Annotated in this window: 14 protein-coding genes (1 of these 14 cut by a window edge); 7 read left to right on the top strand and 7 right to left on the bottom strand. The window is 62.7% G+C overall.

Annotated elements, in window-relative coordinates; all coding sequences use genetic code 11:
• Positions 1-3 precede the first annotated feature (3 nt).
• Positions 4-1,086: an LPS export ABC transporter permease LptG gene (gene lptG, locus KP003_RS16205; RefSeq protein WP_216497690.1), complete on the bottom strand. Its 1,083-nt coding sequence runs from the start codon at positions 1,084-1,086 to the stop codon at positions 4-6.
• Positions 1,083-2,246: an LPS export ABC transporter permease LptF gene (gene lptF, locus KP003_RS16200; protein WP_216497691.1), complete on the bottom strand. Its 1,164-nt coding sequence runs from the start codon at positions 2,244-2,246 to the stop codon at positions 1,083-1,085. The genes lptG and lptF overlap by 4 nt, the downstream gene beginning before the upstream one ends.
• A 97-nt stretch (positions 2,247-2,343) precedes the next feature.
• On the opposite strand from lptF, the gene KP003_RS16195 reads away from it, so the two are divergent.
• The 7 genes from KP003_RS16195 (at position 2,344) to KP003_RS16165 (ending at position 11,950) form a co-directional block, all read left to right on the top strand.
• Complete coding sequence (locus KP003_RS16195; protein WP_217299898.1) at positions 2,344-3,027, top strand: Crp/Fnr family transcriptional regulator; 684 nt, start codon at positions 2,344-2,346, stop codon at positions 3,025-3,027.
• A gap of 316 nt (positions 3,028-3,343) precedes the next feature.
• Complete coding sequence (locus KP003_RS16190) at positions 3,344-4,966, top strand: GAF domain-containing sensor histidine kinase (RefSeq protein ID WP_216497693.1); 1,623 nt, start codon at positions 3,344-3,346, stop codon at positions 4,964-4,966.
• A gap of 1 nt (position 4,967) precedes the next feature.
• Positions 4,968-5,342 (top strand): response regulator, encoded by a 375-nt coding sequence (locus KP003_RS16185; RefSeq protein WP_216497694.1) that lies wholly within the window; start codon positions 4,968-4,970, stop codon positions 5,340-5,342.
• 131 nt (positions 5,343-5,473) lie between these two features.
• Positions 5,474-7,984 (top strand): mannose-1-phosphate guanyltransferase, encoded by a 2,511-nt coding sequence (locus KP003_RS16180; RefSeq protein WP_217299897.1) that lies wholly within the window; start codon positions 5,474-5,476, stop codon positions 7,982-7,984.
• Between the two features lie 36 nt (positions 7,985-8,020).
• Positions 8,021-10,285 carry a glycoside hydrolase family 57 protein gene (locus KP003_RS16175; RefSeq protein ID WP_302467700.1) on the top strand — a complete coding sequence of 755 codons (2,265 nt, stop codon included), beginning with the start codon at positions 8,021-8,023 and terminating at the stop codon, positions 10,283-10,285.
• A gap of 36 nt (positions 10,286-10,321) precedes the next feature.
• Positions 10,322-11,782: a glycogen synthase GlgA gene (gene glgA / locus KP003_RS16170; RefSeq protein ID WP_216497697.1), complete on the top strand. Its 1,461-nt coding sequence runs from the start codon at positions 10,322-10,324 to the stop codon at positions 11,780-11,782.
• Between the two features lie 3 nt (positions 11,783-11,785).
• Positions 11,786-11,950, top strand: coding sequence for a hypothetical protein (locus tag KP003_RS16165; RefSeq protein WP_216497698.1), 165 nt, complete (start codon positions 11,786-11,788; stop codon positions 11,948-11,950).
• 79 nt (positions 11,951-12,029) lie between these two features.
• On the opposite strand, the gene KP003_RS16160 is transcribed toward KP003_RS16165, so the two are convergent.
• The 5 genes from KP003_RS16160 to KP003_RS16140 form a co-directional block, all read right to left on the bottom strand.
• The gene (locus tag KP003_RS16160; protein ID WP_217299896.1) at positions 12,030-13,076 is read right to left on the bottom strand and encodes a hypothetical protein; all 1,047 of its coding nucleotides are present in this window, start codon (positions 13,074-13,076) and stop codon (positions 12,030-12,032) included.
• 72 nt (positions 13,077-13,148) lie between these two features.
• Positions 13,149-13,949 carry a peptidoglycan editing factor PgeF gene (gene pgeF, locus KP003_RS16155; RefSeq protein ID WP_216497700.1) on the bottom strand — a complete coding sequence of 267 codons (801 nt, stop codon included), beginning with the start codon at positions 13,947-13,949 and terminating at the stop codon, positions 13,149-13,151.
• Positions 13,950-14,025: 76 nt separating this feature from the next.
• Positions 14,026-14,985 carry an RluA family pseudouridine synthase gene (locus tag KP003_RS16150; protein ID WP_216497701.1) on the bottom strand — a complete coding sequence of 320 codons (960 nt, stop codon included), beginning with the start codon at positions 14,983-14,985 and terminating at the stop codon, positions 14,026-14,028.
• A 104-nt stretch (positions 14,986-15,089) separates the two neighbouring features.
• Positions 15,090-15,353 (bottom strand): hypothetical protein, encoded by a 264-nt coding sequence (locus tag KP003_RS16145; protein WP_216497702.1) that lies wholly within the window; start codon positions 15,351-15,353, stop codon positions 15,090-15,092.
• Between the two features lie 59 nt (positions 15,354-15,412).
• Positions 15,413-15,884: the 3' end of a DegQ family serine endoprotease gene (locus KP003_RS16140; protein ID WP_216789188.1), read on the bottom strand. 962 nt of this gene lie beyond the right edge of the window; only the last 472 of its 1,434 coding nucleotides appear in the window; its start codon lies off the right edge, out of view; its stop codon occupies positions 15,413-15,415.

Genomic DNA, 15,884 nt, shown 5'->3' with positions numbered 1-15,884 from the left:
CGATCAGTTGTCAATAGTAAGAGCGAGCCACCCCCCCGCGGCCAGGAAGATGAAGTTGGTGGCCCAGGCGGCGACCATGGGGGGGAGCAGGCCGACCTGCCCGACCGAGATGATGACGGAGTTGATGATCACGTAAAGAAAACCGACCCCGATCGAGAGCCCCACGCCGAATGCGATGCCGCTCGACCTCCCGCCGCGCAAGGCGAAAGGGATGCCTAAAAAGGCCATGACGGCGCAGCCGAAGGGGAGCGAGATCCTGCTGTGGAACTGGGTGATGTAGCGGGTGGCGTCGTATCCACCGGCCTGGATCTTCTTGCAGTAGCTGTTGAGCTGCCGCAGGGTCATGCTGTCCGAGTATTTTCCCAGCACCTTCAGGTCGGCCGGCTTCAGTTTCAGGGGAAGCGCCAGTTCCGGGTACTTCCGGGTCTGGACCACCTCGCCGTCCCGGAAATCCCGCACCGTCACCTGTTGGAAGCTCCAGCCGCCCGGCCCCAGCTGTCCGAGGGAGGCGTCCGCCCGCCGGAGCGGCAGACCGGTCTTTGGCTGCACCTCCCAGAGCGTCACCCCCTTGAGCTGGTTCTGGCTCGGCTCGAACAGGCTCGCCCGCAGCACGGTCTCCCCTTCCCGGTACCAGATGTTGTGCTGACGGAAGTACATGGAGGGACTCTTTTTCTGGATCAGCACCTCCTGGATGTAGAGGCGCTGGGCGTAACTCTTCGGGATCACGAACTCCCCAAGCATCAGGACCACCAGGCTCATCAGCAAGGAGATGGCGAGGATGGGGGCGCTTATGCGCACCAGGCTGACGCCGCAACTGCGCATGGCGGTAAGCTCGGAGCTGAGCGAGAAGGCGCCCAGTGTGAGCAGGGTCGCCATCAGCACCGCAAGCGGCGCTGAATCGTTGATCATCTCCGGGACCTTGGTGATGAAGAACAGGGCCAGGTGTTTCCACGAGGCGCCCGTGCGGGTGAAACGGCCGATCTTCTCCATGAAATCGACCACGAGGTAGATGGTGACGAAGGAACCGAGGCAAAGCCCCAGCATCCTAAGGTACGCCTTGGCCACGTAGCGGGTCAGGATCCTCATCCCTTCGCCCCCTTCGGAACACGGGCCTGGACCGCTTCCTTGGCTCGCTGGTACAGCGCGGTCAGCGGCAGTGGTTCCTCCGCCGAAGTTTTCATGAACAGGTAGCCTCCGCCCAGCAGGAACAACAGGTTCGGCCCCCAGCCGGAGAGGAGCGGCGGCAGGATGGACTTCTCACCCAGGGTGTCGAAGCCGGAAAGGGCGATGTAGTAGCAGAGGATCACGGCAATGCTGAGCGAGAAGCCGGAGGCCTTGCCGGAACGGCGGTTCTGGATCCCAAGCGGCACCCCCACGAAGGTGAACACGATGCAGGAAAAGGGAAGGGCCAGCCGGCTGTGCAGCTCCAGGCGGCGCGCCAGCACGTCCTTCTTGGGGGCCCCCGCAGGAGGGTGGCGCAGTTCCTCGATGGTCATCTCGCTCGCCTTCTTGGGCCCCTTGGGGGCGGGGTCGGTCAGGGCCACCCGCAGGATGTACTCCTGGAACTGGACCATCCGGTATCCGGCGCCTTCCTCGCTGCGGTGGATCGAGCCGTTTTTGAGCTGGAACTCCATCGAGTGGCTGCGCGGGTCGGAGAAGAGCGAGCCGGTGGCCGCGAAGATGGTGGTGGGGGTCTTGGGGTCGCGCTCGTCGTGGACGATCACCCCCGTCATATTCTGGGCCTTGGCGTCCAGCCCGTCGGCGTAGATCACCATGTCCGGGAAGGCGTTGTTGAAGACCTTCTCCTTGATGGAGACGCCGGCGCTGCTCTGGGCTATGTCCATCATCAGCTTCTTGAAGGAGCTATTGCCCCAGGGGACGGCGTAAATCGTGACCCAGAGGCAGCCCAGGGTCGCCAGCGCGGAGAAGAGCAGGGGCGGGGGGAGCAGTCCGTACAGGCTGATGCCGCAGCTCTTCATGGCGGTCACCTCGCTGTCGCCGGAGAGGCGCCCGAAGGCGAGCAGTATGGAGAGGAGCAGGGCCATCGGGATGGTGAAGAGCCAGAAGGAGGGGAGCAGGTAGCTCACCATGCGCAGGACGTCGGTGAAGGGGACCCCCTTCTCGACCACCATCTCGGCCAACCTCAGGAAACGCCCCATCAGGAGGACGAAGGTGAAGGTCACCATGCCTACCAGGAAAGGGGGGGGTATCTCGTTGAAAATGTAGCGGTACAGGGTCTTTTTCATGAACTGCCGATCTTACATGAGATGGCTGGGGAAGTAAAGGAGGGACAGAGTCAACTACCCCTTGACCTCCGTTTTCATTTTGGGTACAAAGGTGGGCATGGAAAACAAAGACATCATCAGGAAAGCGCTGCTGTTTTCGGGTCTGGAAGAGGAGTACCTGGTCGAGCTCGCCGAGATCGCGGTACGGCGCCCCTTCGCCAAGGGGGAGACGCTGTTCACCGAGGGGGAGAAGGCGGAAGGGTTCTACCTGCTCGCCTCGGGTGCGTTGAAGCTCTGCAAGATCTCGCCCGACGGGCGCGAGAAGGTGCTGCACATGGTGCACCCGGTGGAGACCTTCGCCGAGGCCGCCTTCTTCGGGGACGGCAAGTACCCCGCCGAGGCGCGCGGCGTGGAGAGGGGAGAGGTCATCTTCTTCCCGCGCGGCTCCTTCATGGGGCTCTTGGAGCGCAACCCGCGCTTCTCCATGAACCTGATCGCCTCGCTCTCGCTTTTGCTGCGGCGCTTCGCCCGGCAGATCGAGGAGCTCTCCTTCGCCGACGCCCCGTCCCGGCTCGCCTCCTACCTCCTGGACCTTGCCGGTCGCAAGAGCACCAGCTACCAGGGGAAGACCTACCTGGAGCTGGACATGCGCAAGGGCGAACTCGCCTCGCGCCTGGGCACGGTCAGCGAAACCCTCTCCCGCACCTTCAAGAAGATGAAGGACGAGGGGGTCATCGAGTTGGACGGCAACAAGGTGACCATCATGCAGATGGAGAAGCTGAAGATGATAGCCGGGAAGTAGACCCCGCGCAGAACCCAATAGAGATGGATATAAGGGCCCCAGGTTAAGACCGCGGGGCCCTTTCTGTTAATGGTACCCTCTCCCCTTTTTCCGTCGCCCCGTCTCCCGAATTCGGACTCCTTTTCGCGTCGCACCACGCCAACGCTTGCGCCACCTGCACCTCCACGTCGACGTGCGGGGGGCGCAACCAATTGAAACCAAATTGTTAATTAATATTTTCAACTAAATTGGCCGATTGCACTTGCTTTGGCCGAAGTGGCTGCTATACTTTTGCCGTTTCGTCCTGTCATATAAATGAGCTGCATCCGGAGGGAGCTTGGATTGGGAATGCTGTTGGAGTAGGGATCAGATCGAGCCCGAGAATTGCCCGTACATAGGCGAGGGGGAAGAAGACCTGTTGGTTTCCCAGCGCCGCAGGATCGTGGAGAAGTGCGTTGAGTGCCCCCGCTTCAAGAACGACCTGGCCCGCATGAAGGGGGCGGGTTACCCGCTTTCGGACGTACTTCCGTACATACTGACCGAGTTCCAGGAACAAAAGACCCAGATGGGGGCCATGCTGAGTTTTTTGAACAGCAAGACCCGCGAGATCAAGTTCCTGCGCGAGGTAGGCCTCGTGCTGCAGACCTCGCTCGACCTGGACGAGGTCCTTTCCATAGCCATGACCGCCATCACCGCCGGCAAGGGGTTCGGCATGAACCGCGCCTTTTTGCTGATGACGGACAAGGACCGGCGCCACATCCGCGGTTACCTGGGCGTCGGGCCCAGGGACTACGAGGAGGCCTGGCGCACCTGGGAGGACATCGGCCGCAGCAACTTCACCCTGAGGCAGCTGGCGCGGGATTTCCAGAAGACCAAGCTGAGCTCGGAGAAGGTGAAGTTCCACGACATCCTGAACCAGCTCACCGTCCCCCTGGCCGACCAGGGGCACATCTTCAACCGGGCCCTCACGGGCAAAAAGCCGATCCTCGTGGAGAACGCGCTCAACAACCCCGACCTGGACCGTGGCCTGGCCCGCATCCTCGGGGTCGACACCTTCCTGGTCATGCCGCTCATCTCCAGGAACCGCCGCATCGGCGTCATCATTGCCGACAACTGCATAACGCACAAGCCGATCACCCTGCAGGACATGCAGTCCTTGGAGACCTTCGCCTTCCCGGTCGCCTTCGCGCTGGAGCGTGCCTCCCTTTACGAGCGTCTGCAGGAGGAGGTGGCCAAACAGAAGGCCGCCAACGTGAAGCTGCGCGAGCAGCAGGAGCTGATCGTGAAGATGGAGAAGATGGCGCTGGTGGGTAAGATCACCTCGAGCATCGCCCACTCCATCAGGAACCCGCTCATGGTCATCGGTGGCTTCGCCAGGACCCTTTTGAAGGCGACCCCGGAAAAGGACGAGAAGCGCGGCTTCCTGGAGTCGATCGTGCGCGAGACCCGGCAGCTTGAGGATGTTCTGAGCGAGGTGCTGGATTACTCCGAGTCTCTGTTCCCGGTCACCGACTTCTGGGATCTGAACGAGCTGGTGGGGAAGGCGATGGGCGAGCTGGAGGGGGCGCTGGAACAGGCGGGGGTGCGCTCCCGGATGGAGCTCGCCCCGGAGCTCCCCATGGTGCGCATCGACTACAAGCAGATCAGCTACTGCCTGAAGACCATCACGACCACGGCGCTTGCGGCAATGGAGCCGGGGGGGGAACTGCGCATCGAGAGCGTTTTGGACGGCGACGGGGTGCTGTTGCGCATAAGCGACGACGGCAAGTCGCTCACCCAGACCGCGCAGGAGGCGCTCACCGCCCCGTTTTTCCAGACCCAGGAGCTCGGGGAGGGGGTGGGGCTTTCGCTGTGCAAGTCCATCCTGGAGAGGCAGGGAAATTCTTTATCGATACTGAGCCGTCCCGGGGGCGGCAACACGTACAGCATCAGGCTCTTGACCAGAAAGGAGAACATCTGAAATGGCAAAACTGCTGGTGGTTGACGACGAGGCGAATATCAGGCTGCTGTACGCGCAGGAGCTGAGCGACGAGGGGTACCAGGTGGTGACGGCCGGCAGCGCCCTGGAGGCGGTGGAGAAGCTGGAGTCGGAAAGCTTCGACCTTGCCGTGATCGACATAAAGCTGAAGAACGAAAGCGGCATCGAGCTTTTGCAGCGCATCGTCAAGGAGCGCCACACCATTCCGGTGATCCTTTGCACCGCCTTTTCCTGTTACAAGGACGACTTCTCGGCCTGGCTGGCCGACGGCTACGTGGTGAAGTCGAGCGATATGCGGGAGCTGAAGGACGAGATCGCCCGGGTCCTCGCCAAGCGGCAGCGGGGCACGTACGTCTGAAAGGCAGATAAAGATTGAGATAAAGACTAAGTTTTTAGGTATGAAAACTTGGTCAGGCCCCGGCCGTCCTTGATCTCAGTCCCAGGTTTAATCTTAGTCTTAATCTCAATCTGATTTTGGAGGCTGCAACTATGAAGGCAGTGATTATGGCGGGTGGTTTTGGTACCCGGATGCAACCGCTTACCTGCAACATCCCGAAGCCGATGGTTCCGCTTATGAACCGTCCGATCATGCTGCACATCGTCGAACTGCTGAAGAAATACGGCGTCACCGATCTGGTCATGCTCCTGTACCACCAGCCCAGCGTGATCAAGAACTTCTTCCGCGACGGCGCCGACCTGGGGGTGAGGATCACCTACGTGACGCCCCTGGAGGATATGGGCACGGCCGGCGCGGTGAAGTGCGCCGAAAAATACCTGGACGAGCGCTTCCTGATCATCAGCGGCGACCTGCTGACCGATTTCAACCTGCAGAAGGTGATCGACTTCCACCAGGCGAACAAGGCTTTGGCCACCATCACCCTCACCTCGGTCAAGGACCCGCTGCAGTTCGGCGTGGTGATCACGGACAAGGAGAAGCGCATCACCCAGTTCCTGGAGAAGCCGGGGTGGGGCGAGGTGATATCCGATACCATCAACACCGGCATCTACGTCCTCGAGCCGGAGATCTTCAAGTACATCCCGGAGGGTGAGAACTTCGACTTCTCCCAGGACCTGTTCCCGCTCCTTTTGAAGAAGAAGGCGCCGCTGTTCGGCTTCCCGGTCAAAGGGTACTGGAGAGACATCGGCAACACCGATTCCTATCGCGAGGCGCACCACGACATTCTCAAGGGGAAGGTGAGCGTCAAGGTGGACGAGCCCCGGCGGGAGATGGCGGGGGTCGACCTGCGGGTCGGGGTGGACGTGAGGCTGGGCGAGGGGACCGTGGTGGAGGGGACGGTCGTCGTGGGGGACAACTCCCAGATCCAGGGGGGGGCGGAGATCAAGGACAGCGTGATCGGCCGCAACTGCATCATCGAGCCGGGGGTCAAGCTGACCCGGGCGGTGGTCTGGGACAACGCCTACATCAAGAAGGGAGCCAAGATCAACGACTGCGTCATCTGCAACAACGTGAGCGTCGGCACCGCGACCGTGATGGAAGAGGGAGGAGTGATAGCGGATGACACCGCCATCGGCGAGGAAAGCTACATCAAGCGGGACGTGAAGATCTGGCCCAGAAAGCTTATCGAGGCAGGCTCCACCGTCACCGGCAACCTGATCTGGGGGGAGCGCTGGAAGAAGTCCCTGTTCGAGGGGGAGATGATCAAGGGGCTCACCAACATCGAGCTCACCCCCGAGTTCGTCGCGAAACTTGGCTGCGCCTACGGCACCTCCCTCCCCAAGGGGAGCCACGTCCTGGTCGGCCGCGACACGACCCTCTCCTCGCGCATGCTGAAACGGAGCTTCCTGGGGGGGATCCTCTCCGCCGGCGTCAACGTGCGCGACATCAGGATGGTATCGCTGCCGGTGTTGCGCTACAAGCTGCGCACCTTCGGCGAGGTGGGGGGGGTGCACTTTCGCCAGTCGCTCGAGGACCCCGCCACCACCGAGATCGTCTTTCTGGACGCGGACGGACTCGACTTCTCCTCCTCCATGGGTAAGAACATCGAGCGCATTTTCTACAAGGAGAACTTCCGGCGCGCGCACCACATGGAGCCGGGGGGGATCACCGAGCTGCCGCAGGTGATGGATTTCTATCGCGAGGGGTTCTTCAGGGGGCTGGACCAGCAGCTCATCAGGAGTTCCAAGGCCAAGGTGGTGGTCGACTTCAACCACTCGCCGGCCGGCCAGATCCTCCCCCAGATCCTGAATGACCTGGGGTGCGAGGTGATCGGGCTCAACACCTACCTGGACGAGCAGCGCGGTTCGAAGACGGTGGACGAGAAGCCGAACTCCCTGCAGCAGCTGGCCAAGATCGTTATGACGCTGGAGGCGCGGGCCGGATTCTGGCTCGACCCCACGGTCGAGGAGGTGGTGCTGGTGGACGAGACCGGCAAGATCTACCAGCCGGAGGAGTTCCTTGCACTCATGACGTCGCTCATGCTGAAGAGCGGCTCCAGGGGCGCCTTCGCGGTCCCGGTGTCGGCCCCCTCGGTGATCGAGGAGATCGCCAACGAGAACGGCAGCTCGGTGCGCCGTACCAAGAGCATGGACCGCTCCATGATCGAGGCGGCCATCTCATCCGAGGTGGTCATGGCCGGCTCCATGACCGGGCGCTTCGCCTTCCCCAAGTTCCAGGCCGCCTTCGACGGCATGTTCACCATCGCCAAGACCATCGAGCTCTCCAGCGCCGCCGGGGTGCCGCTGTCCCGCGTCTTGAAGGATGTCCCCAAGAGTTCCTTCCTGCAGGGGAAGGTCCCCTGCGTCTGGGAGAAGAAGGGGGGGGTCATGCGCAAGATGAGCGAAGACAGCCTGGACAAGGAGGCCTCCTTCATCGACGGCATCAAGGTCTCCTTCGGCAACGACTGGGTGCTGGTGCTCCCCGACCAGTACCAGCCGGTGATCCACGTGGTGGCCGAGGCAAAGGACCCGAAGACGGCGCAGAAGCTTCTGGAGGATTACATGCAGAAGGTGCAGCGCTGGAAGAAGGAGCTGGCCCAGTAGCGGGCGCCGCGGCTTGGGCCGCGTCAAGGGGATAGGATGAGCGAACCACTGTACCTCACGCTGCTTTGGCACATGCACCAGCCCTTCTACAAGGATCCGGTCCGGGGGGAGTACCTGCTCCCCTGGGCCTACCTCCATGCGGTGAAGGACTACTACGACATGCCGGCCATCGTCGCTGAGAGCCCCGGTGCCAAGGTGGTCTTCAACCTGGTCCCCTCGCTTTTGGAGCAGATCCTCGACTACGCCTCGGGGGAGGCGGTCGACCCCTATCTCTGCCTCGCGCGGAAGGCCCCGGCCGACCTGGACCACGCGGAGCGGCTCTTTCTCCTGGAGAACTTCTTCTCCGCCAACAAGCGGCGCATGATCGAGCCCTACCCGCGCTACCTGGAGCTGTACTGGATGGCGGGGGACGGCGCCCCCGGGACGGCCGCATCACGGGTGGCACTCTTCGGGGAGCGGGACCTGCTCGACCTGCAGGTCTGGTTCTACCTCGCCTGGACCGGGGTGGCGGCCCGCCGGCGCTTCCCCGTGTTCGGCGAACTGATCCGCAAGGGACAGGGGTTTGATGCCGCGGACAAGGCCCTGCTGTTCGACACCCAGCGCGAGCTGATCTCCGAGATCATCCCGCTGTACCGCAGGCTGCACCAGGAGGGGAAGGTCGAGCTTTCGGTGACCCCGTATTTTCACCCGATACTGCCGCTTTTGTGCGACTCGCGCATAGCGCGGGTGGCGCTCCCCGCTGCGAAGCTGCCCAAGATCGACATCCGCTACCCGGAGGACGCGCGGGGGCAGGTGGCCCACGGCATCGAGAGCTTCGAGAGGTTGTTCGGCTTCAGGCCGCGCGGGATGTGGCCCCCGGAGGGGTCGGTGAGCGACGAGGCACTCGGGATCATGTCCCGGGAGGGGCTCTGCTGGACCGCCTCCGACGAGCGGGTGCTGGCCCAGACCCTTCCTGCAGGGTTGGGGGGGGAGCGGGAAGCGCTCTACCACCCCTATCTGTTCCAGCAGGGGGGAGAGGAGATCGCCCTGTTCTTCCGGGACCAGGTGCTCTCGGACCAGATCGGCTTCACCTATTCCCAGTGGGAGGCGGAGCGTGCCGTCACGGACTTCGTGGGGCGGGTCAAGGAGATCCGGCAGCAGTGCCGTTCCCCCCGCGTGGTGCCGGTGATTCTGGACGGGGAGAACGCCTGGGAGCACTACCACGACAACGGGCTTCCCTTCCTCTCAAGGCTATACGCTGCGCTGGCGCAGACACCGGGAGTGGAGCCCGCCACCTTCTCGGAGGTGCTGGAGCGGGTCTCGGAGCGGCGGGTGCTGCGGCACGTGCATCCCGGCTCCTGGATCAACGCCGACTACGGCATCTGGATCGGGCATCCCGAGGAGAACCTGGGGTGGGAATACCTCGCCAAGGCGAGGGAGGCCGCGGTCCACAAGAGCCCCGAGGTGGCACAGCTTCTCTCCGGGGGGACCAGCAGCGACGAGTCGGCCCGGCGTGCCTGCAAGGCCCTCTACGCCGCACAGGGGAGCGACTGGTTCTGGTGGTACGGCGACGATCATTTCTCCCCCCACTCCGGCCACTTCGATCTGCTGTTCCGCAGCCACCTGATCAACGTGTACCAGCTGCTGGCACTGGAGGTCCCCGGGGAGCTGCTCGAGCCGATCAAGAAGCAGCGTCCCGCCGGCTTCGTCCGGGGGCCGGCACGGCTGATCACACCATGCTTGAACGCGGCCGCCGACGACTACTTCGAGTGGCTCGCGGCGGGATTGTACGATCTGACCCGGCAGGGGGGGGCGATGCACGCCGCTGAGACGGGGTTGCAATCGTTTTACTACGGCTATGATCTGGACTACTTCTATTTCAGGATCGACGGAGCACAGTCGCTGGAGAAGCTGCTGCAGCCAGGCGACCGCCTCTCCCTGCACCTAATGGGGGGGCGCGAATACCGCATCGAGATGCAGGCCGGGGACGGCGAGGGGGAACTTCAGCTTCTGAAGGAGGGGCGGTGGCAGCCTTCCGGGGGGGGTGGGGCGCTACTGGGTCGACCGCAGCGCGCAGCTGCGCATCCCGCTCTCGGCCCTGCGGCTCGCCCCCGGGGACAGGCTCTGCTGCTACCTTACCCACTCCCGCGGGGCGAATCTGCTCGGCCGCTGGCCGACCGAGGCGCCGCTCCCCCTCGCCTATGCGGGACCCTGTCTCGGGATGGAGCAGGGGGCGCTCAAGGACCTTCCCTCCTTGGAGCCCGACCCATCTTAAATTTTTCTTTTGCAAAAAAACTTTACCCGCGGGCAGTCTTAATCTAGAATGTGCCTATAATTCCAGGGTGTTAGAGGTTTTACATGAAGATTTTGTTTGTTGCGTCAGAGGTCACTCCCTTCGCCAAGACCGGAGGTCTGGCGGATGTCGCCGGCGCACTCCCGAAGACTCTTAAAACGCTCGGTCATGACGTGAGGATCATGATGCCCTTCTACTCGGTGGTCGAGCGGGGGGGGATGGCGGTCCGCAAGGGACGCAAGAGCGCGTCGGTCATGGTGGACGGCGTCGAGAAGAAGGGGTTCCTGCGCCAGGCTTCGCTCGGGGAGATCCCGGTTTACCTCATCGAGAACAAGGAGTACTTCGCCCGTGAAGAACTCTACGGCACCCCCAGCGGCGATTATCCCGACAACGCCCAACGCTTCTCCTTCTTCTGCCGCTGCGTCCTCGAGCTGTTGAAGAAGATGGACTTCCGGCCGGACATCATCCACTGCCACGATTGGCAGACCGCGCTGATCCCCCATTACCTGAAGCACGAGAGGAAGAACGATCCCTTCTTCGCAAGGACCGGGGTCATCTTCACCATTCACAACCTGGCCTACCAGGGGCTCTTCCCCAAGGAGGAGCTCCCGACCATGGGGCTCTCCAGGGAGTGCTTCAACATCGACGGGCTGGAATTCTACGGCAAGGTGAACCTCCTGAAGGGGGGCATCCTCACCGCCGACCTGGTGACCACCGTCTCCGAGGCCTACTGCCGCGAGATCCGGACGCCGGAGATGGGATGCGGCCTGCACGGTGTGCTGCAGACCAGAAAGGACGACCTGGTCGGCATCCTCAACGGGCTCGACTACGAGGAATGGAACCCCGCCATGGACCGGGAGATCATGAAGAACTACAGCCATGCCTCCCTCTCGGGGAAGATGGTCGACAAGATCGGGCTGCAGCGGCTCATGGGGCTTGCCAGCGCCCCGGAGGTCCCGGTCTTCGGCATGGTCTCGCGCATGGTGGCCCAGAAGGGGTTCGACCTGATCGCGGAGCTCCTGCCGATGATCGCCAAGGCCCCGATGCAGCTCGTTTTGCTGGGCAACGGCGAGGAGCGCTACGTGAAGGCCTTCAACGACATCAAGGCCTCCGGCGCCCGTAACATCGCCTTCGCCAGCGGCTTCGACCATTCCCTGGCCCCCAAGATCTACGCCGGAAGCGACATGTTCCTGATGCCTTCCTTCTTCGAGCCGTGCGGGCTGGGGCAGCTGATCGCCATGCGCTACGGCACCGTCCCGGTGGTGCGCAGGACCGGCGGGCTCGCCGACAGCGTCTTCGATCCCCGGGACAACGACAAGGCGCCCAACGGTTTCGTCTTCGACGAGTACAGCGCGGAGGCGCTCTGGGAGGCCATGAACCGGGCGCTGACCGCATACCAGGACAAGGCGTTCTGGAAGAAGCTGATGCGCCGCGGCATGAGCAGCGACTATTCCTGGCAGAACTCGGTGCACAAGTATCTTGAGCTGTATCGCAAGGCCTTGCTGCGCAAGGGAGGGGAGGCGTAACCCGTGGAACACGAAGATCTCGACGAACTCGCCGGTGAGATCCGGAGGCTCATAGAAAGCAACAAGGAATTTCTGAAGCGTGTTGTCGAGGAGGACTACGACGACGAGGAAGAGGCGGAGGGGGAGGACGAAAGCCCGGAGGACCCGGAGGATTTCGAAGAGTTGTAGTTAAGGCCGCGTGCGGGTGCTGAATAAAGAAGGCGGCGCCGAGAGTTGATCTCGGGCGCCGCCTTTTTGTTGTCCGCCGTTACCTAGCGGGGGGCTGTTCCGGGACGATATCGCCCGAGGTGATGGGGGGCGGACCGGCCGGTGCAGCAGGTGCTGCCGGTTGGGGAACCGGTGCTGCCGGTGCTGCAGGCGCCACACCCTGCGGGGCTGCCGAAACAGGAGCGGCAGGGGGTGGAGCGATAGGAGCGGCGGCGGCCGGCGGAGTGTAGTAGACCGGTGCGCTCACCGGAGCGGGCAGGGTCTCCTTTTCCTTCTCCTTGGCGCCGAAGAGCGGCTTGTAGGTCTGCAGCAGCGCGAGCATCTCGTCGAACTGTTTTACGTACAGGGTGGAGACCTCGGGGGCGTTGGCGACGGATGAGGGCTCGCTCTTGGCGAAGGCGGCGTTCACGCCGGCCACCGTCTTGAACTTCACGTCGACCTTCTCCGTCAGGTTCGCCGCCGCCTCGTCGAAATCCGGGTACTGCAGCGAGAAGAACATCTGGTAGGACGGCGACTCACGCCGGAAGTTCGGGTATTCCCAGATGGTGTTCCCTTCCCTGTCCAGCATCACCGCGGACATGGTGAGGTAGTTGAAGTCCGTCTCGAGGTAGGAAAGGAAGTTGCTCGAGAAGACCTTCCCCGGCTTGGTCAGGCCGCTCACCGTCACGAACAGGACGGCGTCCAGGCCGTTCTCGGTCATGAGTTGTTTCAGGTCGTCCTTTTTGAAGAAGTACTTGTTGTAGACGATGCGGGCGTCGTCGCGTTTCTCGCGGTTCCAGACCAGGGAGCTGAAGAGCCGGTCCGGTTCCGCCGTAACAGGGCGCACGGCGTAGAATATGCCGGTGCTCCTGATCCTCGCGATCAGTTCCTTCTCGTTCTTCAGGTTGTAGCTGCGCACGATGGAAACGATCGACGCCTTCTCCGGGTGCCTGATGTCGCTCTCCGCGTCGGTGAAGAAGGGGGCCACCCCGATGGTGCGCACCCTCTTCTCGAGGGTGTCCTGGGGGATGTTGTAGTAGTTGTGGGCGCAGCCGAAAAGGGCGCCGGTCGCCACCATGAGCAGGGCAAGTCTGAACAAGATCCTCATCTGTTGAAGCCTCCTGTAAAGGATTCTAACTCTCCGCCGTCTTATACCAGAAGCTCGGCCGGAGCGCTACAGTTATTGCTCCCCTTCCAGCATGATGAAGCCCACCTGCCTGCCGGTGTCCCCTTCGTCGCGGCGGTAGGAGAAGAAGAGTTCCTGGTTGCAGCAGACGCAGTGCTCGCTCACCTGGATCTGGTCGGCGCTAAGACCGGCGTCCAGGAGCAGCTGGCGGTTGGCCTTGCCCAGGTCGAGCATCCACTTCCCTTCCCCCTGCGCGGTGGCGCAGAGATCCCAGGCCATGCCTGCCTGCTTGAAGGCGTCGCGTACCGGGGCGTCCACCTCGTAGCAGCAGGCCCCGATGTGGGGACCGATCGCGGCACGGATGTTCTTCTTGTTGCAGCCGAACAGGTTCACCAGCGCCTCGACGCCCTTGGCGCCGATGTTGCCCGCGGTTCCCTGCCACCCGGCGTGGAGCGCGGCCACCACGTTCTGCACCGGGTCGTGCAGCAGGATGGGGACGCAGTCTGCGACGCAGACGGCGATCATGATGCCGGGCTGGTTGGTGACGATCCCGTCGCACTCCAGTTTCAGGAAGTGGGACAGTTCCGGGTTGGGTGCGTCGATCACCAGGAGGTCGGTCCCGTGCACCTGGCTCACGGTGAGGAAGCGGTCCAGGGTCGCGCCCAGGCTGCGGGCGAGCAGGCTGCGGTTCCCTTCGACGTTGTGCGAGGAGTCCAGGGTGTTGCTCCCCAGGTTCAGCGAGTTGTATGGGGGGCGCGACACACCTTCGTGGCGCGTGGTGAAGCCGGCGACGGCGCCGCCTGCGGCGAGCCGCGGTTTCAGGTACTGGATCTTTCCTGCTTTCTGCATTTCCATGAATGACACCTCTTGTGTATATGGGGGGTGGCTATGGTTGGGGGGGGGCGGATTTTCCAGCCCCAGGCCCCGGTCCCTAGCCCCTGTTTTTCTCTTCCAGGTAGTCGATGATGCCGGCCATGTCGGGGGGGAGCTCCGTGTCGAACTCCAAGTACTCTCCAGTGACCGGGTGGAGGAAACCGAGGGTCTTGGCGTGCAGTGCCTGGCGCCCCATCGCCCTGATCATCTGCTTGAGTACAGGGTCCTTCAACTGGGACAGCCGGCTGCCGCCGCCGTAGACCTCGTCGGCCAAAAGCGGGTGTCCCGCCTCGGAGAGGTGCACCCTGATCTGGTGCGTGCGCCCGGTCTCCAGCTTCAGGCGCACCAGGGTGATGCCGGGGTACCGCGCCTCGACGCGCCAGTGGGTGATGGCGTTCTTGCCGTGCCGTGCCGTGCCCGACATCTTCTTGCGCTCCACGGGGTGGCGTCCGATCACGGACTCGATGCGTCCCCTCTCCTCCTTGGGGCTACCGTACACCAGCGCGAGGTAGATCCGCTTGATGCTGTGCACCTTGAACTGGTCGGCGAGGCCGTTGTGGGCCCGATCGCTCTTGGCGACCACCAGGGTTCCCGAGGTGTCCTTGTCGATGCGGTGTACGATGCCCGGCCGCAACTCCCCCCCGATTCCCGAGAGGTCCTTGCAGTGGGCCAGCAGCGCGTTCACAAGCGTTCCCTCGGCGTTGCCCGCACCGGGATGCACGACCATTCCCGCCCCCTTGTTCACCACGACGATGTCGCTGTCCTCGTAAAGGATTTCGAGCGGGATCTCTTCCGGTTGCGGTTGGGCGGGTGCCGGCGGCGGGATGGTCACGGTGACCGTCTCGCCCCCCTTGAGCTTGAGCGATGGCTTTTGCTGTTGCCCGTTCACCGTGGCATGGCCGGTTTCGATGAGCCTGAGGGCGGCGGAGCGGGTAAGTTCGGCGACGCTGCGGGAAATGAAGCTGTCCAGCCGTTCGGGGTCGGCGCCACAGGGGAAGATGAGTTCAATGGGTTCCATCTACGTTGGGTTCTCCTGGGAGAGGGCACTCCCGTAAAAAAAGCGCGGGCGCGTTTCTGAAAGGAAGCGCGCCCGGGACCTGTCTAGTGTTGAAGTTGTACTGCTTACCAGATGTTGGATTCGATCTTCCCTGCCCGCTTTATCAGTACGTCGACCACGGCTATATCGAAGATGTTGGATTCCGCCAGTTCTTTGCTCACCCGGGACTGGAAGTGTTCCCTTCCTTCTGCCAGTTGGTCGTTGAGGAGCTCGAAGATGTTATCTTCCTTTATTCCCTGCTCAACCTTCTCGCGGTTGTAAAGGGCGACATCCGATACGATGGCCCTGGCCAGCCTTCTGGCCTGATCCTGGTTTTCTATGAGACTCATCGATCACTCCCTGGCGGTCAAATATCAGGGGACACTATACGCAGTTTTCAATCAAGATTCTATCTTAATTTTAAGGCGAAATAGATGTTCGCGTTTCCGCGTCTCACCAGGAGCGCCACCGCACCCCGGTTGTTCGCGTCCTTCATCGCCTTTTGGTACTCCGCGAGGTTACGGACTTTCTTCTGGTTCACCGACACGATCACGTCGCCGCGCTGGATGCCGCTCTCCTCGGCGATGCCGCCGGGTTCGAGGTCGCTTACCACGACACCGGTGATGCCGCGCCGCCGCATTTCGGGGCCCAGTTCCTCGACGGAGAGTCCGAGCAATCCTGCCTCGCGCTCGGGTCTTTGCATCTGCGACTGCACCGGGGCGCTCTCCGCCGGGGCCGTGGTGACTAAAACCTTGAGCTCTCTGCCGTCGCGGTACAGGGTGATTTCGACCTTTTTGCCGATGGGGGTCTCCCCGACCAGGCGCTGCAATTGGCGCACGTCCTTGACGCTCGCTCCGTTAAAGCCGGTGATGATGTCACCC

This window comes from Geomonas diazotrophica (assembly GCF_019063885.1).
Classification (GTDB): Bacteria; Desulfobacterota; Desulfuromonadia; order Geobacterales; family Geobacteraceae; genus Geomonas; species Geomonas diazotrophica.
The sequence above is the reverse complement of the archived record's forward strand: the minus strand, read 5'-3'. Positions and strand labels throughout refer to the sequence as shown.